Annotated in this window: 25 protein-coding genes; 14 read left to right on the plus strand and 11 right to left on the minus strand. The window is 57.6% G+C overall.

Features of this window, described 5'->3' with window-relative positions; translation table 11 throughout:
- Positions 1-45: 45 nt before the first annotated feature.
- Positions 46-996, minus strand: a complete 951-nt coding sequence (locus tag AC1DIG_RS01900) for a DMT family transporter (RefSeq protein WP_477765890.1) — start codon at positions 994-996, stop codon at positions 46-48.
- A 78-nt stretch (positions 997-1,074) separates the two neighbouring features.
- Between AC1DIG_RS01900 and AC1DIG_RS01905 the strand changes: the two genes are divergently transcribed.
- From AC1DIG_RS01905 to AC1DIG_RS01915, 3 genes are all read left to right on the plus strand, one after another.
- Positions 1,075-1,947, plus strand: a complete 873-nt coding sequence (locus AC1DIG_RS01905; protein ID WP_477765891.1) for a LysR family transcriptional regulator — start codon at positions 1,075-1,077, stop codon at positions 1,945-1,947.
- Positions 1,948-2,080: 133 nt separating this feature from the next.
- A complete protein-coding gene (locus AC1DIG_RS01910) occupies positions 2,081-3,616 on the plus strand; it encodes an EAL domain-containing protein (protein ID WP_477765892.1) in 1,536 nt (511 codons plus the stop codon).
- A gap of 246 nt (positions 3,617-3,862) precedes the next feature.
- Positions 3,863-4,225 (plus strand): histone-like nucleoid-structuring protein, MvaT/MvaU family, encoded by a 363-nt coding sequence (locus AC1DIG_RS01915; RefSeq protein ID WP_019690040.1) that lies wholly within the window; start codon positions 3,863-3,865, stop codon positions 4,223-4,225.
- Positions 4,226-4,421: 196 nt separating this feature from the next.
- On the opposite strand, the gene AC1DIG_RS01920 is transcribed toward AC1DIG_RS01915, so the two are convergent.
- Positions 4,422-4,958, minus strand: a complete 537-nt coding sequence (locus AC1DIG_RS01920) for a DUF4946 domain-containing protein (RefSeq protein WP_477766072.1) — start codon at positions 4,956-4,958, stop codon at positions 4,422-4,424.
- A 196-nt stretch (positions 4,959-5,154) separates the two neighbouring features.
- On the opposite strand from AC1DIG_RS01920, the gene gloA reads away from it, so the two are divergent.
- The gene (gene gloA / locus AC1DIG_RS01925; RefSeq protein ID WP_477765893.1) at positions 5,155-5,676 is read left to right on the plus strand and encodes a lactoylglutathione lyase; all 522 of its coding nucleotides are present in this window, start codon (positions 5,155-5,157) and stop codon (positions 5,674-5,676) included.
- A gap of 191 nt (positions 5,677-5,867) precedes the next feature.
- Here the strand turns inward: gloA and ahpF are convergent, their stop codons facing one another.
- The 4 genes from ahpF to galU form a co-directional block, all read right to left on the minus strand.
- Positions 5,868-7,430 carry an alkyl hydroperoxide reductase subunit F gene (gene ahpF, locus AC1DIG_RS01930; protein ID WP_477765894.1) on the minus strand — a complete coding sequence of 521 codons (1,563 nt, stop codon included), beginning with the start codon at positions 7,428-7,430 and terminating at the stop codon, positions 5,868-5,870.
- A gap of 123 nt (positions 7,431-7,553) precedes the next feature.
- Positions 7,554-8,117, minus strand: a complete 564-nt coding sequence (gene ahpC / locus AC1DIG_RS01935) for an alkyl hydroperoxide reductase subunit C (protein ID WP_477765895.1) — start codon at positions 8,115-8,117, stop codon at positions 7,554-7,556.
- Positions 8,118-8,452: 335 nt separating this feature from the next.
- Positions 8,453-9,811 (minus strand): glutathione-disulfide reductase, encoded by a 1,359-nt coding sequence (gene gorA, locus AC1DIG_RS01940; RefSeq protein ID WP_477765896.1) that lies wholly within the window; start codon positions 9,809-9,811, stop codon positions 8,453-8,455.
- 130 nt (positions 9,812-9,941) lie between these two features.
- Positions 9,942-10,781, minus strand: a complete 840-nt coding sequence (galU, locus tag AC1DIG_RS01945; RefSeq protein WP_145020659.1) for a UTP--glucose-1-phosphate uridylyltransferase GalU — start codon at positions 10,779-10,781, stop codon at positions 9,942-9,944.
- Between the two features lie 246 nt (positions 10,782-11,027).
- On the opposite strand from galU, the gene AC1DIG_RS01950 reads away from it, so the two are divergent.
- Together AC1DIG_RS01950 and AC1DIG_RS01955 are read left to right on the plus strand one after the other, a co-directional pair.
- The gene (locus AC1DIG_RS01950) at positions 11,028-11,216 is read left to right on the plus strand and encodes a hypothetical protein (RefSeq protein WP_145020662.1); all 189 of its coding nucleotides are present in this window, start codon (positions 11,028-11,030) and stop codon (positions 11,214-11,216) included.
- Between the two features lie 137 nt (positions 11,217-11,353).
- On the plus strand, positions 11,354-11,635 hold the full coding sequence (locus tag AC1DIG_RS01955; RefSeq protein WP_054597726.1) for a hypothetical protein: 282 nt from the start codon (positions 11,354-11,356) through the stop codon (positions 11,633-11,635).
- Positions 11,636-11,656: 21 nt separating this feature from the next.
- Here AC1DIG_RS01955 and AC1DIG_RS01960 read toward each other — a convergent pair whose 3' ends face one another.
- The 4 genes from AC1DIG_RS01960 to AC1DIG_RS01975 form a co-directional block, all read right to left on the minus strand.
- The gene (locus AC1DIG_RS01960; protein ID WP_145020665.1) at positions 11,657-11,887 is read right to left on the minus strand and encodes a hypothetical protein; all 231 of its coding nucleotides are present in this window, start codon (positions 11,885-11,887) and stop codon (positions 11,657-11,659) included.
- Positions 11,888-11,956: 69 nt separating this feature from the next.
- Positions 11,957-12,808: a c-type cytochrome gene (locus AC1DIG_RS01965; protein ID WP_477766073.1), complete on the minus strand. Its 852-nt coding sequence runs from the start codon at positions 12,806-12,808 to the stop codon at positions 11,957-11,959.
- 68 nt (positions 12,809-12,876) lie between these two features.
- Positions 12,877-13,524, minus strand: coding sequence for a c-type cytochrome (locus AC1DIG_RS01970; RefSeq protein WP_477765897.1), 648 nt, complete (start codon positions 13,522-13,524; stop codon positions 12,877-12,879).
- A 249-nt stretch (positions 13,525-13,773) separates the two neighbouring features.
- Positions 13,774-14,124 (minus strand): hypothetical protein, encoded by a 351-nt coding sequence (locus AC1DIG_RS01975; protein ID WP_477765898.1) that lies wholly within the window; start codon positions 14,122-14,124, stop codon positions 13,774-13,776.
- Between the two features lie 211 nt (positions 14,125-14,335).
- Here AC1DIG_RS01975 and AC1DIG_RS01980 point away from each other — a divergent pair, with 211 nt between their 5' ends.
- The 5 genes from AC1DIG_RS01980 to ada all read left to right on the plus strand — a co-directional run bounded on the left by AC1DIG_RS01980 (position 14,336) and on the right by ada (position 17,577).
- Positions 14,336-14,638, plus strand: a complete 303-nt coding sequence (locus tag AC1DIG_RS01980; protein ID WP_019690029.1) for a DUF1883 domain-containing protein — start codon at positions 14,336-14,338, stop codon at positions 14,636-14,638.
- Between the two features lie 35 nt (positions 14,639-14,673).
- The gene (locus AC1DIG_RS01985) at positions 14,674-14,841 is read left to right on the plus strand and encodes a hypothetical protein (RefSeq protein ID WP_477765899.1); all 168 of its coding nucleotides are present in this window, start codon (positions 14,674-14,676) and stop codon (positions 14,839-14,841) included.
- 164 nt (positions 14,842-15,005) lie between these two features.
- On the plus strand, positions 15,006-15,722 hold the full coding sequence (locus tag AC1DIG_RS01990; protein WP_477766074.1) for a 2OG-Fe(II) oxygenase: 717 nt from the start codon (positions 15,006-15,008) through the stop codon (positions 15,720-15,722).
- The gene (gene alkB / locus AC1DIG_RS01995; RefSeq protein WP_477765900.1) at positions 15,712-16,389 is read left to right on the plus strand and encodes a DNA oxidative demethylase AlkB; all 678 of its coding nucleotides are present in this window, start codon (positions 15,712-15,714) and stop codon (positions 16,387-16,389) included. The genes AC1DIG_RS01990 and alkB overlap by 11 nt, the downstream gene beginning before the upstream one ends.
- Positions 16,390-16,473: 84 nt before the next feature.
- On the plus strand, positions 16,474-17,577 hold the full coding sequence (ada, locus tag AC1DIG_RS02000; protein ID WP_477765901.1) for a bifunctional DNA-binding transcriptional regulator/O6-methylguanine-DNA methyltransferase Ada: 1,104 nt from the start codon (positions 16,474-16,476) through the stop codon (positions 17,575-17,577).
- On the opposite strand, the gene AC1DIG_RS02005 is transcribed toward ada, so the two are convergent.
- The gene (locus tag AC1DIG_RS02005) at positions 17,532-17,990 is read right to left on the minus strand and encodes a GyrI-like domain-containing protein (protein ID WP_477765902.1); all 459 of its coding nucleotides are present in this window, start codon (positions 17,988-17,990) and stop codon (positions 17,532-17,534) included. The genes ada and AC1DIG_RS02005 overlap by 46 nt on opposite strands.
- 242 nt (positions 17,991-18,232) lie before the next feature.
- Between AC1DIG_RS02005 and AC1DIG_RS02010 the strand changes: the two genes are divergently transcribed.
- From AC1DIG_RS02010 to modB, 3 genes are all read left to right on the plus strand, one after another.
- Positions 18,233-19,297 carry an NAD(P)H-dependent flavin oxidoreductase gene (locus tag AC1DIG_RS02010; protein WP_477765903.1) on the plus strand — a complete coding sequence of 355 codons (1,065 nt, stop codon included), beginning with the start codon at positions 18,233-18,235 and terminating at the stop codon, positions 19,295-19,297.
- Between the two features lie 391 nt (positions 19,298-19,688).
- On the plus strand, positions 19,689-20,456 hold the full coding sequence (gene modA, locus AC1DIG_RS02015) for a molybdate ABC transporter substrate-binding protein (protein WP_477765904.1): 768 nt from the start codon (positions 19,689-19,691) through the stop codon (positions 20,454-20,456).
- The gene (gene modB / locus AC1DIG_RS02020; protein ID WP_477765905.1) at positions 20,457-21,137 is read left to right on the plus strand and encodes a molybdate ABC transporter permease subunit; all 681 of its coding nucleotides are present in this window, start codon (positions 20,457-20,459) and stop codon (positions 21,135-21,137) included.
- Positions 21,138-21,139: the final 2 nt, after the last annotated feature.

Genomic DNA, 21,139 nt, shown 5'->3' on the forward strand with positions numbered 1-21,139 from the left:
GCGTAACCGGATTCTACACAGCGTAACAATGTTTGTCCGCCTTCTCTATAAAATCCCCCTTTTTGACGCCGGCGCAAGGGGTTTATTGCACAGGTAGATTCCCAGCAGAATCGCCCCGCCTCCCAGGTACATCGCCCCACTCAACTGCTCGCCCAGCAACAGCGCGCCAAGTATCACTGCCGTCAGCGGATTCAGGGCGATGAACACCCCCGAACGGGTAGCGCCGATTTTACGAATACCGTCGTAGTACCAAATGTAGGCCAGCGCCGAGCCGAGTACACCCAGGTACAACAGACTCAACAGCTGCGTCACGTGCAAATCGCCCAGGACCTCAAGACTCACCTCACCGCGCGCGGCGCTGGTCATCCACAACATCAATGTGCCCAGCACAATCGAGTAGGTCACAGTGTGCAGCGGGCCCAACGCCTGGTTCAGGCCTTTGGAAAACAACGAATAGATGCCCCAACCCAACACACAACCGAAAATCAGCAGATCACCGATCCAGCTGTTCGCGGTGACGCCATCAAACACAGGCTGGTTGCGACTGAAGATGACCACCCCTGCCCCGGCGATGCAGATTGCGATGCCACCAATTTTGACCCGACTCAAACGCTCCTTGAACAGCAGCCACGACGCCAACCCGATGACCGCCGGATTCAACGCCACGATCAGCGATGCCCGAGAGGCGTTGATGTAGTGCAAGCCGTAAAAGAAACACAGGTTGTAAAAGAAGATCCCGAAAAAACCCAGTACGCCCAACTGCAACCACTGCTTGAAGGTCGGGCGCATCAAAGGGATGCGCGCCAGAGCCATAAACAGCAGCAAGGCCAGGCTCGCCATGAGAAAGCGCAGGCTCGCCGCAAATAACGGGCTGAGTGAGTCGGCGAGAAAGCGGCCAGCCACGAAGGTCCCACCCCAGATCATCGTGACCGTGGCGAGTTTCAGGTAAACCGGGACATCCGAATCACAGCAGCCACTTTGGACAAGGCTTTTCATAAATCTCCACGCTAGGAAGGACGTCAGATAACGTATTCTTTGCGTAATGCCTGATCATCGTAAAATGAGTAAATACTCATGACCCTGACCCAACTCGAGATTTTTTCGCTGGTAGCCGAGCTGCACGGCTTCACCAGTGCGGCCAACCGCCTGGGCATCACCCAGTCGGCGGTGTCCCATGCCATTAAGTCGCTGGAGCAGGAACTCGGTGTCGAGTTGCTCAGAAGGCATCAGTCCCACATCGAACTCAGCGATATCGGTCAACAACTGCTGTTACGCGCCCGCGCCATGCTCGGGCTGGCCAGCACCCTGCGCCAGGAAGCAGCGGATGCTCGCGGAATGAAGCGTGGCACGCTGCGTATCGGCTCATTCGGACCGACCTCGTCGATCAAACTGCTGCCGAAGATTTTGCAGCACTACCGCGCGGCGTATCCCGGAATCGAGATCCATGTTGACGAAGGTCCGGATCGGCAAGTGCTGCAATGGCTTGAAGAGCGGCGTATCGACATCGGTTTTGTGGTGTTGCCCGAGGAACGCTTTGATACGTTTGCGCTGGTGGAAGACCAGATGGTCGCGCTGATACCGGCCACTCATGAACTCGCCCGACGCGACAGCCTGACCTTGAGTGATCTGTGTCACGACCCGTTTATTCTCACTGAAGCCGGTTCTTCGGAGCTGGTTTCGCACCTGTTCAGCGCTGCCCGGCTGACCCCGGACATTCGCTATCGCAGCTCGCAATTGCTCAGCACACTGGAAACCGTCAGCCGTGGCGACGCCTTGACGCTGGTCGCCGAGCTTTCGCTGCCGAACGCGGAACACGCGCGCTATGTGAAAAAGCCGCTTACACCGCCGGTCAAACGTCAGGTTGGTCTGGCGGTGCTCGACCAGCGCCAGTCATCACCGGCGACCCTGGCGTTTATCAAGTTGGCCGTGAGCCTGAACTACCGTTGAAAAGCACAAAGCCTGTGCGCCATCTATCATGGCCCTTGTCTGTACTCTTTTTGAGAGGCAAGTCTGTGCCCTGCCTGCATTTGAGAGCCCTACTCTATCTGAGAGCCCTACTCCGTCGCCGCAGGTTGCGCACATGCCCTTGACCATCAAAGCTCGCCGTACGCCGCTGACTCGCAACCTCATCACGCTGGTGATTGGCTTGGTGCCGGTGGCGCTGGGCTTCGTCATTCTGCACATGCAGGCCGAACGGGTGCTGGAGCACAGCACCCACCAGACCGCCGAAGAAGCGGTGCGCCAATTCGATTTGATGCTCGATGACACCGCGCTGGCGGCACAAGAACTGCTGCCGCTGGCCGGACAGCCTTGCGCCGATGTCAAACTGGCCCTGCGCGAACAAGTCACGCGCCGGCCCTTCGTGCGTTCGACCAATCTGGTGTGGGACAACAACATATATTGCAGTTCACTATTTGGCGACTATCAGGCAGCGGTCGATCCTGGCGAGTACACACAAGGCAAGTTGTGGTTGATGAACGGCAACCCGGTCACACCCAATACCGCGGTGCTGGTGTATCGCCTCAGCGAAGGGAAGCAAGGCGCCCTGAGCGCCCTTGACGGCTATCACCTGAGCAACGTCCTGCGGCTGATTGGTCGACAGACTCTACTGTTACTGCAAGTCGGCCCCCACTGGTTATCTGCCGATGGCCAGGTCCACGAGGGCGCCCTGTCCGTATTGCCGGTAGCCCGAAGCAACCTTGCGTCTTCGCGGTATGCCTTTGAAGTAGAGGCCGGTTTTCCCGAGGGTGAAGTCTGGCGCTACATGAGGAGCGAATACCCGCCGCTGTTCAGCCTGCTGATTTTCTTTGGGGTGATTGCCGGGGCCATCGGTCATTGGCTACAGAAGCGCTCGTCGTCACCGAGTCACGAATTGCAGCGGGCACTGGAAGCCGGTGAGTTCATTCCTTACTTTCAGCCCGTGGTTCACGGCGACACTAAACAGTGGGCCGGCATTGAGGTATTGATGCGCTGGAAGCACCCGAAAGAAGGCCTGGTGCGCCCAGACCTGTTCATTCCGTTCGCCGAGCATTCCGGCCTGATCGTGCCGATGACCCGCTCGTTGATGCGCCAGACTGCAGCATTGCTCGCCCCGCATGCGCATGCGTTCCATGAGCGCTTTCATATCGGCATCAACATCACCGCCAGCCATTGCCGTGACCTTGCGCTGGTAGACGATTGCCGCGAATTTCTCGCCGCCTTCCCGCCTGGCAAGATTGCGCTGGTTCTGGAGTTGACCGAGCGCGAGCTGATCGAACCCAACGCCATCACCCTTCAATTGTTTGAACAGTTACATGCGCTGGGGGTAATGATTGCGATCGATGACTTCGGCACCGGGCATTCAAGCCTGGGCTATTTGCGCCAGTTCAATGTGGACTTTCTGAAGATCGATCAAAGCTTTGTGGCGATGATCGGTGTCGATGCCTTGTCCCGCCACATACTCGACAGCATCATCGAACTCTCGGCCAAGCTGGACCTTGGTATCGTTGCCGAAGGTGTCGAAACTGTCGAGCAGAGTGATTATCTTGCCCGTCATGGGGTGAACTTCCTGCAAGGCTACCTATTTGGGCGACCGATGCCGGGTACCGATTTCATTATTGCGTTGAACAGCCATTAATTAGCCACTTTGCGCGCTCCATGGACATCCTCAACAAAAGGATCCACGCAGCAAATTGCATCAAATAGCAACGTACGTTACATCATGAAAAAGACGTGATTTACTCTGAGCGAATTAACTACTACAATTTTTCTTGCCTGCGCAAGATTGACAGGTGAGCCATTAACACCGAGTCGCTACAAGGCTCTTGGCTTATAGCTTTGTTGGCGGTTGGTATCAGCCAAACACACTATTGGAGTAAAGATATTGTCCAGACTCGCTGAATTTCGTGCCGCTGAAAAGGCCCTTCAAGAACAGCTCGCGCAGCTGGAATCGCTGAAGAACGACGCCGGGCTCAAGAAAGAAATCGAATTCGAAGAAAAGCTCCAGGGGCTGATGAAAACCTACGGCAAGAGCTTGCGCGACATCATCGCCATTCTCGACCCGAATCCAAAATCCAGCCTGCATCAGGCCGCCGCACCGAAAACCCGCCGCGCCCGTGTGGTCAAGGTTTATCAAAACCCGCACACCGGTGAACTGATTGAAACCAAGGGCGGCAATCACCGCGGCCTGAAAGCCTGGAAGGAACAATATGGTGCGAGCACCGTTGACTCCTGGCTGCGCGCTTAAGCTTTCCTGCGCCCCTCCAAAAGCCCTGCCTGTGCAGGGCTTTTTTATGCTCATCTATACTTAATGCAACGATGATCGTCGATCTAGTTGGAAACGCCGGCCAAATACCGCAGGCATCCGGTACAACTTTCTGCTTAATCCCTTTGGGTATTAAACAGTACCCAAGGCACGGCTAGCGTGCAGATATCGCGCACTACTAAAGTCTCAAACTGTTTCGCGCACTGCGTATTTCATCCTGACTTGCGGCATAAGCCTCGGCCTGGCCTGCGTAGGAAAAAACATAGGCCTTATCGGCATCTAGCGCCGCGACTAATGTTTGCGACAACACATGTCGTCCATTCTGAGTGACGGTACAGGTGGTTTCCAGCGCTTGCAGCCTGCTCAATGTAGCGGGATGAATTTTGTTGCAAACACTTTGATAGCCGCCCTGAAAAAAATCCTTTTGCACGGACTTGCGCATTTCCAGCAGCACACCTTGCAAATTGACTTCATGCCCAGGCTCAATCTGGCTCATGGTCAACTCCATGACCAGGACCGGATCACCGTTTGCATCGTTTTTCACCGCCCGCTGCCTTGAAACCCTGGGCGGTGTTTGAGTTGTCGCCTCCTCTTGTGGCAATACTTGCACTGCCCAACCGCTGGGCCAGGTAATCTCGGGAAGCACAGTCTCGGCACGGGCAACAGCCGAAAACAGGCAGGTCAAAACAAGCAGGTAGCGATACGGTCGAAACATTGCACTCAACACTGACGGGGCGAACGTTAAAGTCTGAGCCCCACCACGCCGCCAGGCAATAGCTGAAGGTTTTGCTTTGGCGCAATACGCCGCCTTGCGTATTATTGGCGTACTGCAAGCAAGCCCCATCAACGGCAAGCCAAGGGACAGCTCTTGTCTTGAGCGCCGTTTGCCCCACTTATTTTCCGGAGGGCCCATGAGCCTGCACGAACTGAACACCTTCCCCGGCGTTACCGCCCAACCTGACACCGCCACGCAGCAATTTGTCTTCAACCACACCATGTTGCGGGTCAAGGACATCACCAAATCCCTGGACTTCTACACCCGTATCCTCGGCTTTACACTGGTGGAAAAGCGCGACTTCCCGGAAGCCGAGTTCAGCCTGTACTTCCTCGCGCTGGTCGATAAAAACCAGATCCCGGCTGACGCCGCTGCACGTACCCAATGGATGAAATCGATTCCCGGCATTCTTGAGCTGACTCACAACCACGGCACCGAGAACGACGCGGATTTCGCCTATCACAATGGCAACACCGACCCTCGCGGTTTCGGCCATATCTGCATTTCCGTGCCAGACATTCGTGCCGCGTGCGAGCGTTTCGAAGCCCTGGGCTGCGATTTCCAGAAACACCTGAACGATGGGCGCATGAAGAGCCTGGCATTCATCAAGGACCCGGACGCGTATTGGGTTGAGATCATTCAGCCAGCCCCACTGTAAAGCTCACCGAAAATCCAATGTGGGAGCGAGCTTGCTCGCGATAGCGCCCTGACATTCAACATGGATATTGAATGTGATGACTCCATCGCGAGCAAGCTCGCTCCCACAAAGATCAATCCATCATCTGGATTGTGTGAGACACAAAAAACCCCATGATCACTCATGGGGTTTTGTGTTTTCAGCGTTGACGTTTACGCAGGCGCAGACGTGCGGATCAGGTGATCGAAGGCGCTCAGCGATGCCTTGGCACCCTCGCCGACCGCAATCACGATCTGCTTGTACGGCACGGTCGTTACATCGCCGGCAGCGAACACCCCCGGCATCGAGGTCTCGCCACGGTTATCGACGATGATCTCGCCGCGCGGCGACAGCTCGACGGTGCCCTTGAGCCAATCGGTGTTCGGCAACAAACCGATCTGCACGAAGATCCCTTCCAGCTCGACGCTCAGCTCTTCGCCTGACTGACGATCCTTGTAACGCAAGCCGTTGACCTTCTGGCCATCGCCAGTCACTTCAGTGGTTTGCGCGCTGGTGATGACAGTCACGTTGGGCAGGCTGTGCAACTTGCGCTGCAACACCGCATCGGCACGCAACTGCACGTCGAACTCCAGCAGCGTGACATGAGTAACGATACCGGCCAGGTCGATGGCCGCTTCGACACCCGAGTTGCCGCCACCAATCACCGCAACACGCTTGCCTTTGAACAGCGGGCCGTCGCAGTGCGGGCAGTACGCCACGCCCTTGTTGCGATATTGCTGCTCGCCTGGGACGTTCATTTCGCGCCAGCGAGCGCCGGTCGCGAGGATGACGGTCCTGGCTTTCAGTGAAGCACCGCTGGCGAACTGGATCTGGTGCAGCTCACCGTTCTTGCCCGGCAGCAACTTGTCGGCGCGTTGCAGGTTCATGATGTCGACGTCGTATTGCTTGACATGTTCTTCCAGCGCAACAGCGAGCTTCGGCCCTTCCGTCTCCTGTACCGAGATGAAGTTCTCGATCGCCATGGTGTCCAGCACCTGACCACCAAAACGCTCGGCTGCAACGCCGGTACGAATGCCTTTACGGGCGGCATAGATTGCCGCCGAAGCACCGGCCGGGCCGCCGCCGACAACCAGTACGTCAAAGGCGTCCTTGGCACTGATCTTCTCGGCCTGACGCTCGATGGCGCTGGTGTCGATCTTGGCAATGATTTCTTCCAGCCCCATCCGGCCCTGACCGAAATTCACGCCGTTCAGGTAAATGCTGGGCACGGCCATGATCTGCCGTTCAGTGACTTCGTCCTGGAACAGCGCGCCGTCGATGGCGACGTGACGGATATTCGGGTTCAACACCGCCATCAGGTTCAGCGCCTGAACCACGTCCGGGCAGTTCTGGCACGACAGCGAGAAGTAGGTCTCGAAGTTGAACTCGCCTTTGAGCGAGCGAATCTGTTCGATCACATCACTGCTGGCCTTCGAAGGGTGACCGCCGACTTGCAGCAAGGCCAGCACCAGCGAAGTGAATTCGTGGCCCATGGGGATACCGGCGAAACGCAGGCTGATATCGCTTCCTGGGCGGTTCAACGAGAACGATGGCTTGCGCGCATCGGTACCGTTGTCGAGCAAGGTAATTTGTTGGGAAAGACTGGCAACGTCTTTCAGTAACGCGAGCAGTTCCTGGGATTTCGCACCGTCGTCGAGGGAGGCGACGATCTCGATCGGCTGGGTGACCCGTTCCAGGTATGACTTCAACTGAGCTTTAAGATTGGCGTCCAACATACGGGCGATTTCCATTTTGTAAACGGTAGAAAAAACAACGCCCGGGCAGATTCGCCCAGGCGTTTTTTGGGGCGATGCGGTTTACGTGCTTAAGAGCTCATCGCCCTCAATCGACTCACAGACTCAGATCTTGCCGACCAGGTCCAGGGACGGAGCCAGGGTGGCCTCGCCTTCTTTCCACTTGGCTGGGCAGACTTCGCCCGGGTGAGCGGCAACGTACTGGGCAGCCTTGATTTTGCGCAGCAGCTCGGAAGCGTCACGACCAACGCCGCCGTCGTTCAGCTCGACGATTTTGATCTGACCTTCAGGGTTGATCACGAAGGTGCCACGGTCTGCCAGACCGACTTCTTCGATCAGCACGTCGAAGTTGCGGGAGATCACGTGGGTCGGATCGCCAATCATGGTGTATTTGATTTTTTCGATCGCAGGCGAAGTGTTGTGCCATGCAGCATGGGCAAAGTGGGTGTCGGTCGACACGCTGTAGATTTCTACGCCAAGCTTCTGGAATGCATCGTAGTTCTCAGCCAGGTCTTCCAGCTCGGTTGGGCAAACGAAGGTGAAGTCAGCCGGGTAAAAGAACACGACGGACCATTTGCCTTTCAGATCGGCGTCCGACACTTCGACGAATGCGCCGTTTTTGAATGCGGTAGCTTTGAACGGTTTTACGTGGCTGTTGATGATAGGCATCGTTGACTCTCCGTCAGGGGTTGAGAAGTTGATGGAGTGAATCCTACCTACTCGACCGACGGATGGCTCATTGGCAAACCTGATGCTGCTAATTGGTTTTCGCTATTAGCCTGCACTATCAATAGAAGAAAACCGTATCTATTCGCCAATAGCCTTTTCAGCGATCCGGAGCCCAATTCGCACTGTGGGAGCGAGCTTGCTCGCGATAGCGGTGTAACAGCCACCCTCAATGGTGAATGTTATGGCCGCATCGCGAGCAAGCTCGCTCCCACATTTGGTCTGAGGTGCTCGATAATTCCGTAGCCAGACGCAGCTTCAGAGGTACCGAAGGACGATTAACCCGCCACCGGTGTGCGCATGGTGACGAACTCTTCGGCAGCGGTAGGATGCACGCCGATGGTTTCGTCGAAATCGCGCTTGGTGGCGCCAGCCTTCAAGGCAATCGCCAGGCCCTGAACGATCTCACCCGCTTCCGGGCCGACCATGTGGCAACCCAGAACCTTGTCGGTCTTGGCGTCCACCACCAATTTCATCAACGTGCGCTCCTGGCACTCGGTCATGGTCAGTTTCATCGGCCGGAAACGGCTTTCGAAAATCTGCACCTCATAACCCTCCTCCCTCGCCTGCTCTTCACTCAGACCAACGGTGCCGATGTTCGGCAAGCTGAATACGGCCGTGGGAATCATCTTGTAGTCGACCAGACGATACTGCTCAGGTTTGAACAGCCGACGCGCCACTGCCATGCCTTCAGCCAGGGCTACCGGCGTCAGTTGTACGCGACCGATCACATCGCCAATCGCCAGAATGGATGGCTCAGCGGTTTGATACTGCTCGTCGACTTCGACAAAGCCTTTTTTGTCGAGCGTGACCTTAGTGCTCTCCAACCCCAGGTTGTCGACCATCGGACGGCGCCCCGTCGCGTAGAACACGCAGTCCGCCTGTAGCTCGCGACCATCCTTGAGGGTCACGTTCAAACTGCCGTCGGCCTGTTTTTCGATGCGCTCGATATCGGCATTGAATTGCAGGTTCATCCCGCGCTTGGTCAGTTCCTCCTGCAAATGCTTGCGCACCGAACCGTCGAAGCCACGCAGGAACAGTTCACCGCGATACAACAGGGTAGTTTCAGCGCCCAGCCCGTGGAAAATCCCGGCGAACTCTACGGCGATATAGCCGCCACCGACCACCAGAACGCGCTTGGGCAGCTCTTTGAGGAAAAACGCCTGGTTTGAGCTGATGGCGTGCTCGTGCCCCGGAATCTCGGGGATCTGCGGCCAGCCACCCGTGGCAATCAGAATATGCTTGGCGGTATGCCGTTCGCCGTTGATCTCGACCTCATGCGGACCAACGATTTTGGCGTGACCTTCATGCAAGGTTACGCCGCTGCCCACCAGCAGATTGCGGTAGATACCGTTCAGCCGATTGATCTCGCGATCCTTGTTGGCGATCAGCGTTGCCCAATCGAAATTCGCCTCGCCCAACGACCAGCCAAAGCCCTGCGACTGCTCGAAGTCTTCGGCAAAATGCGCCCCGTAAACCAACAACTTCTTCGGCACGCAGCCAACGTTGACGCAGGTACCGCCCAGATAGCGGCTCTCGGCCACTGCCACTTTCGCGCCAAAACCTGCAGCGAAGCGTGCTGCTCGTACACCGCCGGAACCGGCACCAATCACATAAAGGTCAAAATCGTAGGCCATTTTCAATCTCCTCGGCAGGCCACAAGCATACCCGCTGCAGCTTTCTCGGTCAGCGCTACGAATGACATGGGGCCGAAAAACGAAAAAGCCACCCGAAGGTGGCTTTTCAGAACAAAACAGCGAAGCGCTTTTAGTAAGCCTTGCCCGTCTTGTAGAAGTGTTCGAAGCAGAAGTTGGTCGCTTCGATGTAGCCTTCAGCGCCACCGCAGTCGAAACGCGTGCCTTTGAACTTGTAGGCAATCACGCAACCGTCTTGCGCCTGCTTCATCAGGGCGTCGGTGATCTGGATCTCACCACCTTTGCCTGGCTCGGTTTCTTCGATCAGCTTGAAGATGTCCGGGGTCAGGATGTAACGGCCAATGATTGCCAGGTTGGATGGAGCATCTTCCGGCTTTGGCTTCTCGACCATGTTGCGGACGCGGTACAGGTCGTCACCGATCAAATCGCCAGCGATCACGCCGTACTTGTTGGTTTCCTGCGGGTCGACTTCCTGGATCGCGACGATGGTGCAACGGTACTGTTTGTACAGTTTGACCATCTGGGTCAGTACGCCGTCGCCTTCCAGGTTGACGCACAGGTCGTCCGCCAGCACGACCGCGAACGGTTCGTCACCGATCAATGGACGACCGGTCAGAATCGCGTGACCCAGGCCTTTCATTTCGGTTTGACGGGTGTAGGAGAACGAGCACTCGTCGAGCAGCTTGCGGATACCGACCAGGTACTTCTCTTTGTCAGTACCTTTGATCTGGTTTTCCAGCTCGTAGCTGATGTCGAAGTGGTCTTCCAGGGCGCGTTTGCCACGACCGGTCACGATGGAGATTTCTGTCAAACCAGCGTCCAGCGCTTCTTCAACGCCGTACTGGATCAGTGGCTTGTTCACCACCGGCAGCATTTCTTTAGGCATGGCTTTAGTCGCTGGCAGGAAGCGAGTACCGTAACCGGCTGCTGGGAACAAGCATTTCTTGATCATAAAAGTCCTTAAAAGGGCTGTGTGTACGAGTTTCGGCGCAGTCTAATCAGGCGGCGAGCACCTTACAATGCCCCGCACTGGCTAACCGATGCCATCATAGAGAAATATTCCGGCGGATAGTTCCGCAACGACGCAGATTAGCCTCCAGGCCAAGACGTACGGAACAACGCAAAGACTTCACTTTAGACCAGTGAACGCGCCCGGGTGTTATCATTGCGCGATTGAACCAGCCAACGAGGCAGATAGATGTCGGCAGCAAAAAGCGTAAACGGTTACCTGATCAATCAGGCCAAAGATGGCCAATGGTGGGTCGACAGCGTCAGCGGCGAAAATATCGCCGGGCCTTTCCCCACGGAAGCGTTGGCGATTGAAGTCGCCTCGGTGCTGCAAGACACCCCGCCTGCACCCAAGCGCCGTGGCGCCAAGCCTGAGTAATACCGCCGCTCGAAAGAGCCCTGCAACGTGCAGGGCTTTTTTGTGTTTGCCTGTACCGAAATGGCTGTTCGCTATAGCATCTCGCTGCAGGGCGATTTGTGCCCTTTACACCCTCTCCACTGGTTGACGACCCACCTATGAAAAAATACCTGGCTCTGATTGCGGTGTTGGCCTTGAGCGGTTGCGCCACTGCGTCCAAAACCTATCTGAATAACGGCGAGCAAGGCCTGTCGATCGACTGCTCGGGTGAAGCCAATTCCTGGGCCAAATGTTATCAAATGGCTGACGATTCCTGCGCTGGTACCGGCTATCGGATCATTGGCACCGATGGCACGCCAGCCACCAAGGAAAGCGACAAGACCCTGGGCGTCGACGTTGGCAACTACAAGAGCCGCAGCGTCGTAGTGGTGTGCAAGTAACCGGCAAGACGCTGTGAGCCGTCACATGTGAATTTCGGCAAATTTGATCCCGAGCCCACGTACTGTCTCGATCAAATCGTCCAGCCGAGCGAATGATTCGACCTCGTCGTTTTCATCCACCAGGAAATAGCTGCGCCCTGCACTTTTCTTGAAGAACACAATCCATTCCCCGGAGTTTGCCGGGTTTTGAATCACATGCGTCGCAGAGATGTGCCCCTCTGCATGCCGCTCTCTTACTTGCTCTCGCTTCATTGACCACTCCATAAATGACAATGCCGCCCACGCGCGAACCCGGACGGCATTGTGTCGATGGATGACAGTTTATCGGATGCCTTGCCCGATCAGCACCCCATTAACCGTTTGTCCGTACAGATTGACCCCGTCGTTGGCGTGGAACTTCACCCGGGTTTTCTCAATGGAACCGTCAATCAGCCGAGGATCCTGAGGGCGCTCATGGCTATTGATGAACGCTGCAACGTCCCAGGCCTGCTGATCGCTCAAGGTCTGCGCCTTGCCCAACGGCATGTTGTATTTGATGAACGAAGCCGCCGTATTGATCCGATGCATACCGGCGCCCCAGTTGTAGGAGTCCTTGCCCCACAGCGGCGGCATCACATAGTCCTGGCCGACTTTTTGCCCCTGCCCGGCGTCACCATGGCACACCGCACATTGCGCCTTGTAGACCTGCCCGCCTTGAGCGATGTCGTAACCCTTGGCCGGTTTCGCCACCTCTGGGTAACCGCGCCCCGGTAACTCGACACCGATAGGCGCCTTGCTTGCCAGCCAATAGGCATACACCGACAAGGCGGTGATCTCCGGGCTGTCTGCCGCTGGCGGCTTGCCATTCATGCTGTACTGGAAACAGCCTTGCAGACGCTCGGCAAAGGTATTCACCTTGTCATTCTTCTTGCGATACGCCGGGTACAGTGGGTAAGCCCCCCACAGTGGCGCGGAATTGGCCAAGCGCCCTTGATCGAGGTGGCAATTGCTGCAATTGAGCCCGTTGCCGACAAACGCTGGCGCCTGGCGCTTGGTATCGACAAACAGGCTGTAGCCTTGCCGGACCATTTTGCCAAAAGCGTTATCCGGTAATTCATGCTCGGCCGGCGGTTGAAAATATTGGCCATGATCGGCGGCAGTTGCCGGGGTTTGCAGTTCGGACTGGTCGTCCATAACGGTCGATGCAGCGCCAACGTCGAGACTCAACAGTGCAACAGCCAGTGGCACAACATAACGAGATTTCATGGCTTGACCTCCTGATTGCCCAGCGTCGAGAAATAGTCGGCCACCGCGTTGATTTCATCCGGGGTCAGGGATTTGGCAATATGGCCCATCAGATCATTGGGATCGTTGTGGCGCGTTCCGTCACGCCAGGCATTCAATTGCGCCACCAGATAACCGGCAGATTGAGCGACCAAGGGTGGAAACGCGACACCGACGCCAACACCGCCGGGCCCATGACACATCACGCACTCTGGAATCTGCCGATCCCAGGCACCCCGTAGCGCCAGTTTTTCTCCGGGGCTCTTCGGTACTTCATTACGCGTGATGAGTGGCGACTTGGGGGCCGGCATGCCTGCCAAGGTGCTGGAAACCGCTTGAATTTCATCCTCAGTCAAGGCTTTCGCCAACGGCTGCATCACCGCGCTGACGCGCGAACCGTTTCTGAAGTCCTCCAGTTGCTTGCTCAGGTACCCGGCGGACAACCCGGCCAATCGCGGAAAACCGGCTGCCGGCATACCCATGCCGTCGCCACCGTGGCAAGCAAAGCAAGCCGTCGCACCCGGCTGTGCACCGCCCTGAGTAAATATTTTCTGTCCATCTGCGGCATGAGCGCCGCTTACGGCAATGAGCATCAGGCTGCCCAATACAATCCGATTGAAAACCATCTCGAACTCCCTTTTTCTAGTTATAGGCTTAGACTTATTCAGCATAAGCCTACAAAGAGTAGGTGATTGCCCTGCCCGTCACAATGCGGGCATCAGTACGAGATGGCGAAATCAAGGCGAGGTTGGCGTTTTACTCCAGGCAATCGAGTGACTTACTCTACGGACACGAAAAAGCCCGGTCCCGGACCTTGAACAGGTACCGGGCCGGGCTTTTCGTCATCAATAGTGTCGTTTGCAAGCGAAGAGGTTTTAGCCGGAAATGCACTCATTGGCGGCATTACCGATATCTCCGGGCCGAAACGGCACATTGGACATACTCTCGTGGAGCTTGATGCTGCTACCACCGGATCGCTCGTCGATGTCAAACACCGCAGCCGGGTCCGCTGACAACTTTCCGGGAACAATCACCCGCACGCCATTCTTGTGTGACTCCACCTGCAACGCCCCACGGGTCTTGGCCAGCTTACCGGCCACGCAGTTGGCGTACTCTTGGGGCTTTTTCCCCGAGATCACATTCATGGTCGGCAGCGTCTGACTAATGTCCGAGACTGTCGCACAACCACTCATTGCCAACATCAGTACCCAAAAGCCCCGCTTCATACGAATCCTCCCTTAAAGACCCTCCGACAGCACAAATACTGTTTTTCTCCAGAGACCGCTGCTTTATCACCCATAAAAACCCGAATAGCTGTTTTTAATTGTCAAAGCGCCTCGCGGTAGCCCAATAATAAACCGTTCGGGCTGATAAACTGCGCCATCGCCCATGCTATCGTTTTGATTTTGTAGAAAAAGCCCTTCTGGAGGCGCCCCCATGAAATTTATCCACCAGCGCGAGCACCTCAATGAAGATGACATCGTCGTCATTCAATGCTCCCAAATGTGCAACATCCGCCTGATGAACGACGCCAATTTTCGCAGCTTCAAGAATGGCGGCCGCCATACCTACCACGGCGGCGCATTCGACACCTTCCCTGCGAAAATCACCGCGCCAAGCACCGGTTTCTGGAACATCACCATCGACACGGTCAACCGCCGGCCGATCAGCGTGACCCGCAAACCGACCCTGACCCACTCGATCAAAATCATCCGCCGGTCCAGCTCGAAACTCAGCTGAGACCTCGGCCCGCACTGCGACAGACAGGTACGACCGTGGCCCAAACGACTAAATACGTCATCAAATACAAGCTCAACGAAGAACGCCGCTTCGAGTTCGCCCAGCTTGAAACCGGCACCGAAGAAGAAGCCAGAGCGGCACTTGCAGCGATTCACGGCGACTTGTCCGGGATCAGCGATATAAAGGTCAGCAAAGCGCTGTAAGCCCTGGCACAACCACTCCGGAGTTCGACCGCAAGCACCGGAGTGTCGCCCGCCTTCGTACTCCCCAGACTGGCACACCTCAACCTTGAGTTCAGGAGCCGGACATGTCCATTTCTTTGCCGCACAACACCTCAGTAGCGCGTTATATCGATGGTGTCCGTGCAATGGGCCAACAGCCTCTGATCTCGCGTATCAATGCACTGGATTGGCCTTCCCTGGAGCAAGACCTCGACCGGGACGGCTGCGCGACAATCAAAGGACTGCTCAGCCTCGAGCAATGTGCAGACCTCAGCGCGCTCTACGCTCAGCCTGCGCTTTTCCGCTCGCAAGTGATAATGGCCCGGCATGGTTTCGGGCGCGGCGAGTACAAATATTTCAGATACCCGCTGCCGGATATCGTTGCTTGCCTGCGCGGCACGCTCTACTCAAGGCTTGTCCCGCTGGCCAATCGCTGGAATGAACGGTTGGACTTGCCCGGCCGCTTTCCCTCGGAGCACGCAGCCTTCCTGCAACGTTGTCATGACGCGGGACAGGAGCGCCCTACGCCGCTGTTGCTGCAATATGGTCCGCAGGACTACAACTGTTTGCATCAGGATCTGTACGGCGAGCATGTGTTCCTGCTGCAAGTGGCGATTCTGCTGTCCGCTCCCGGCGAAGATTTTACCGGTGGCGAATTCGTGCTCACCGAGCAGCGCCCACGGATGCAATCACGGCCCATGGTGATGAGTCTTGCAAAAGGCGATGCACTGATTTTTGCCGTGCATCAGCGCCCGGTCAAAGGTGTTCGCGGCGATTACCGGGTGAACCTGCGCCACGGTGTCAGTCGCCTGCACAGCGGCAAACGGCATACCCTTGGAGTGATCTTTCACGATGCGCAGTAAAGCGATGCCTCCCACCACCTTCGAGTTGTTTGCCGATGAAGACCGGCAACCGGCCAGGACCGAGCAAATCGGCGAACAATCTTTCGTTCTCCGGGGTTTCGCCCTGCCCTGGGTGGAGCAATTGCTGCCGCTGCTGGAGAAAGTTTTACTGGCCGCACCGTTTCGGCAGATGGTCACCCCCGGCGGCTTCACCATGTCTGTCGGCTTGAGCAGTTGTGGCACGCTGGGCTGGACCACCGATCGCAGCGGCTATCGCTACACTCGCATCGATCCCGTCAGCGGCCAGCCTTGGCCGGCGATGCCCGAGGTCTTTCGGGAAATGGCACAGGCCGCCGCACGAGCAGCCGGTTTCCATCACTTTGAGCCCGATGCCTGCCTGATCAACCGATACCTGCCGGGCGCTAAAATGTCGTTGCATCAGGACAAGGATGAACGCTCCTATGATCCGCCGATTGTTTCGGTGTCCCTCGGTCTGCCGGCGATGTTCCTGTTCGGCGGCTTCAAGCGCAGCGACAAGAGCCTGCGAGTGCCGCTGTTTCACGGTGACATCGTGGTCTGGGGCGGCGTGGATCGCTTGCGTTATCACGGCGTGCTGCCGCTCAAGGAGGGTCATCACCCACAACTGGGCGGACAGCGGATCAACTTCACGTTCCGCACCGCGGGATAAACCCGGAGTTTGACCGCAAGCGCCGGAGTGTCCTTACCACCCACACTCGCTAGGCTGAACTGAACCTTTTACCGGTAACGCCCCATGACCACTGCCAAACCCACCACAGAGCAAGATCCCCGTTGGTCCGCAGTGCTGGCTCGCGACCCGCGTGCTGACGGTCAGTTCGTCTACGCGGTGAAAACCACCGGGATCTATTGCCGCCCCAGCAGCCTTTCAAGGCTGCCGAAACCGGAAAACGTCGAGTTTTTTGACACTGAGGAACAGGCTCAGGCGGCCGGTTATCGCCCGAGCAAACGCGCAGCAGCGGACCAGACCCATCTCGCCGCGCAACACGCCACACTGGTCGCCGCAGCCTGTCGGCAGATCGAGTCCGCCGAGACATTGCCCAGTTTGAACGAGCTGGCAGACACCGCGCGAATGAGCGCCTTCCACTTTCACCGGGTGTTCAAGGCAGTCACAGGCCTGACGCCCAAAGGCTATGCCACTGCACAACGTTCACGCAGGGTTCGTGAACGCCTGGAAGTCGCCGGCTCGGTAACCGACGCGCTGTATGACGCAGGCTTCAATTCCAACAGCCGTTTCTATGAGTCCGCCGATCATCTGCTCGGCATGAAGCCCAGCGACTACCGCGCCGCGGGCCAGAACACCGACATCCGCTTTGCCGTTGGCCAGTGTTCATTAGGGGCGATTCTGGTGGCACAAAGTCAACGCGGGGTATGCGCGATCCTCTTGGGGGATGATCCCCATGCGTTGGTCTGCGACCTGCAAGACCGGTTCCGCCAGGCCAACCTGATTGGCGCCGACCATGAGTTCGAGCAGTTGATTGCCAAGGTGGTGGGTTTCATCGAAGCCCCGGCGCTTGGCCTGGACCTGCCGCTGGATGTGCGCGGCACGGCGTTTCAGGAGCGGGTGTGGATGGCGCTGCGAGATATTCCGGCAGGCAGCACCGCCAGCTACGCCGAAATAGCCCAGCGCATCGGCGCGCCAAAAGCCTTCCGTGCGGTGGCCCAGGCTTGCGGTGCCAACAACCTCGCGGTGGCCATTCCCTGCCATCGGGTGGTACGCAGCGATGGCGATCTCTCGGGCTACCGCTGGGGGGTGGAGCGCAAGCGTCAACTGCTTGCGCGTGAAACCCGATCTCAGAAAATGCCGATATGCACGGCCACTGAATCAGGGCCGGTATAGGCCTCGAAGTCGGTGGCAAATCGGCGTTTGACCTGCGGATTGGCCTCGAAATACGCCCAGATGCTGCCCCACGCCTCGATGACACAGCCCGGCATCGGCCCCTTCGCCTCGAAAACCAGGTACTGGCCGCCCTGCACCTCAATGGTTTCATAACCGGGGGCGGCTTCATTGACCGCCACCCCGGCTGTCACATCGAAAGCCCCGGATGCATCGGACTCATAGTGGGAATACACCCCGTAGGCCGGTGACTCCGGTTGCTTGTTGGCAATCTTGTCAAACAGTCCTTCGACAAAAAATCGCTGCCACATCGGGCCAATCCTGGCAGTAGTTGCCTGCTGCTCAGCGCTGTTGAGCGTACGTACACGCAATCCCGATACGCGGAATGGCGAAATCTCAAGTTGCTTCAACTCCATGGAACAGTTCCTCCGTTGTTAACGATTCACATCCACCACAAGCGGCCACAATGCCATTAGCCCGAGCGCTGGCACAAGCGCGGCCAGGGTGGGCTGCAGACCGAGTCAAGCACCGCACTAAAAAGCCGTGAGCGAATTCACAACCGCGGACGATGCCCTCGGCATCTGCGCCTAAAGACGACTGGCCTTCAGGGGGTGACTGCTGCTACAAAAGCCGCTCTTGTCATAAGGAGGATGTTCCGATGAGCCAGTGGCCTGACACCCGTATTCTTGATCTACTCGGCATCGAATTGCCGATCATCCAGGCCCCCATGGCCGGCGCCACCGGATCAGCCATGGTCATTGCGGCCAGCAATGCCGGCGCCCTGGGCTCAATGCCCGCCGCCATGCTCAGCATCGAACAGTTACGCGAAGAGCTGAAGGTCATCCGGCAACACAGCCAGCACCCGTTCAATGTGAATTACTTCTGCCATCAACCACCCGTGGCCGACGAACAACGCGCTCAGCAATGGAAAAATCTGCTGGAACCGTATTACCGCGAATTAGGCGCTGACTTCGACGCACCGACCCCGGTTTCCAATCGTGCACCGTTCGATGCCGCCGCCTGCGCGGTGGTCGAAGAGTTCCGTCCATCAGTGGTGAGTTTTCACTTCGGCCTCCCGGAAAAATCCCTGCTCGATCGGGTCAAAGCCACAGGCGCGAAGGTCCTTTCCTCGGCAACCACCGTCGATGAGGCGATCTGGCTGGAACAGCATGGCTGCGACGCGATTATCGCCATGGGTTACGAGGCCGGAGGCCATCGCGGGATGTTTCTGAGCGATAACCTGAACAGTCAGGTCGGCACCTTTGCCCTGGTACCGCAGATCGTCGATGCCGTCAGCGTACCGGTGATCGCCGCGGGCGGGATCGGCGATGCGCGCGGGATTGTCGCCGCCTTCGCCTTGGGTGCCTCGGCCGTGCAACTGGGCACCGCCTACCTGTTTACCCCAGAAGCCAAGGTCAGCGCCTCCCATCACCGGGCCTTGCGCAGCGCCAAGGAAAGCGAGACGGCGCTGACCAATATTTTCACCGGGCGGGCGGCGCGAGGCATTCTCAACCGGGTCATGCGCGAACTCGGCCCGATCAGCCCGCAAGCACCGGCCTTCCCGCTGGCCGGCGGCGCACTGATGCCACTGCGTGCCAAGGATGAAGCGGACTTCAGCAACCTCTGGGCCGGACAAGCGCTGCGGCTTGGGATTGAATTACCGACCGCTGAGTTGACCCGGCGTCTGGCGGACGAGGCGCTGGCCTTGATGGCGCGTCGCTAAACACCGTTTGATCGTTCCCATGCTCTGCGTGGTAACGATCCCCCCGCAGCTGCCGGGCCCGCGAGGCTGCGTTCGGCTGCGCAGCAGTCGCTGAATCAGGCCACGCGTTCTTTCAGGTAAACCGCGTTTGCAGGTTTTGCGAGGACTTCGTCCTCGAACGCAGCCTCGCAGGCTCGGCAGCTGCTACGAGATACGGGGTAACGGAGGTAACGGAGGTAACGGAGGTAACGGGGAACAGAGCGCGTGTCGGCTCATTGCGTGGTATTTGATACGTTCCGTTTGTTGGCAATTCGCTATATATTCACCTATATAGCGTTTCATCCTTTCGCATCGGTGCAGTCCACCCCCAATAAAAACTGCCCACTGCACCTGCCAACCTCGGAGCCGCTTCATGACTATTCGTGCCTCACGTTTTGCCCCTACTTGCCTGGCATCCTTGCTCGCCGTGTTCGCGTTTGGCTCAGCCCAGGCCGATGAAGTCCAGGTCGCGGTCGCGGCCAATTTCACCGCACCGATCCAGGCAATCGCCGCCGACTTCGAAAAGGACACCGGGCACAAACTGGTCGCCGCCTATGGCGCCACGGGTCAGTTCTACACCCAGATCAAAAACGGCGCGCCGTTCGAAGTGCTTCTGTCGGCTGACGACAGCACCCCGCAAAAACTCGAGAGCGAAGGCGACACGGTCAAAGGTTCGCGTTTCACCTACGCCATCGGCACCCTGGCGCTGTGGTCGGCCAAGGACGGTTACGTTGACGCCAAAGGCAAAGTGCTCAGCGACAACACCTATCAGCACCTGTCGATCGCCAACCCGAAAGCCGCCCCTTACGGTCTGGCGGCCACCCAGGTATTGGCTAAACTGGGCCTGACCGACAAGGTCAAGGGCAAGATCGTCGAAGGCCAGAACATCACCCAGGCCTACCAGTTCGTCTCCACCGGCAATGCGGAAATAGGCTTCGTCGCCTTGTCGCAGATCTATAAAGACGGCAAAGTCACCAGCGGTTCGGCGTGGATCGTTCCAGCCGACATGCACGACCCGATCAAACAGGACGCAGTGATCCTCAACAAAGGCAAAGACAACCCGGCCGCCAAGGCGCTGGTTGCCTACCTCAAAGGGCCTAAAGCCGCTGCTGTCATCAAGTCCTACGGTTATCAACTCTAAATGACGCTATCGAGTGCCGATTTTTCCGCCATCTGGCTGACCCTCAAGCTGGCCTCCCTGACGACGGCCATCCTGCTGGTCATCGGCACTCCGATTGCGTTGTGGCTGTCGCGTACCCGCTCCTGGTTGCGCGGGCCCATCGGCGCCATCGTCGCCCTGCCCCTGGTGTTGCCGCCGACGGTGATCGGCTTCTATTTGCTGCTGACCCTCGGCCCTAACGGGTTCGTCGGCCAGCTCACCCAAGCACTGGGGCTGGGCACGCTGACGTTCAGTTTTGCGGGGCTGGTGATCGGTTCGGTTATCTACTCGATGCCCTTTGTCGTCCAGCCACTGCAGAACGCCTTCTCGGCGATTGGTCCGCGTCCGCTGGAGGTGGCCGCCACCTTGCGCGCCAACCCTTGGGACACTTTTTTCAACGTGATCTTGCCGCTGGCCAGGCCAGGTTTTATCACCGCGGCCATTCTCGGCTTCGCCCATACCGTCGGTGAGTTTGGCGTGGTGCTGATGATCGGCGGCAATATCCCGGACAAAACCCGCGTGGTGTCAGTGCAGATCTACGATCATGTCGAAGCCATGGAATATGGCCAGGCACACTGGCTGGCCGGGGCAATGCTGGTGTTCTCGTTCCTGGTATTGCTGGCGCTGTACTCCAGCCGTAAAACCAAAGCCGGCTGGAGCTGATC

The organism is Pseudomonas sp. 05N431, assembly GCF_056397005.1.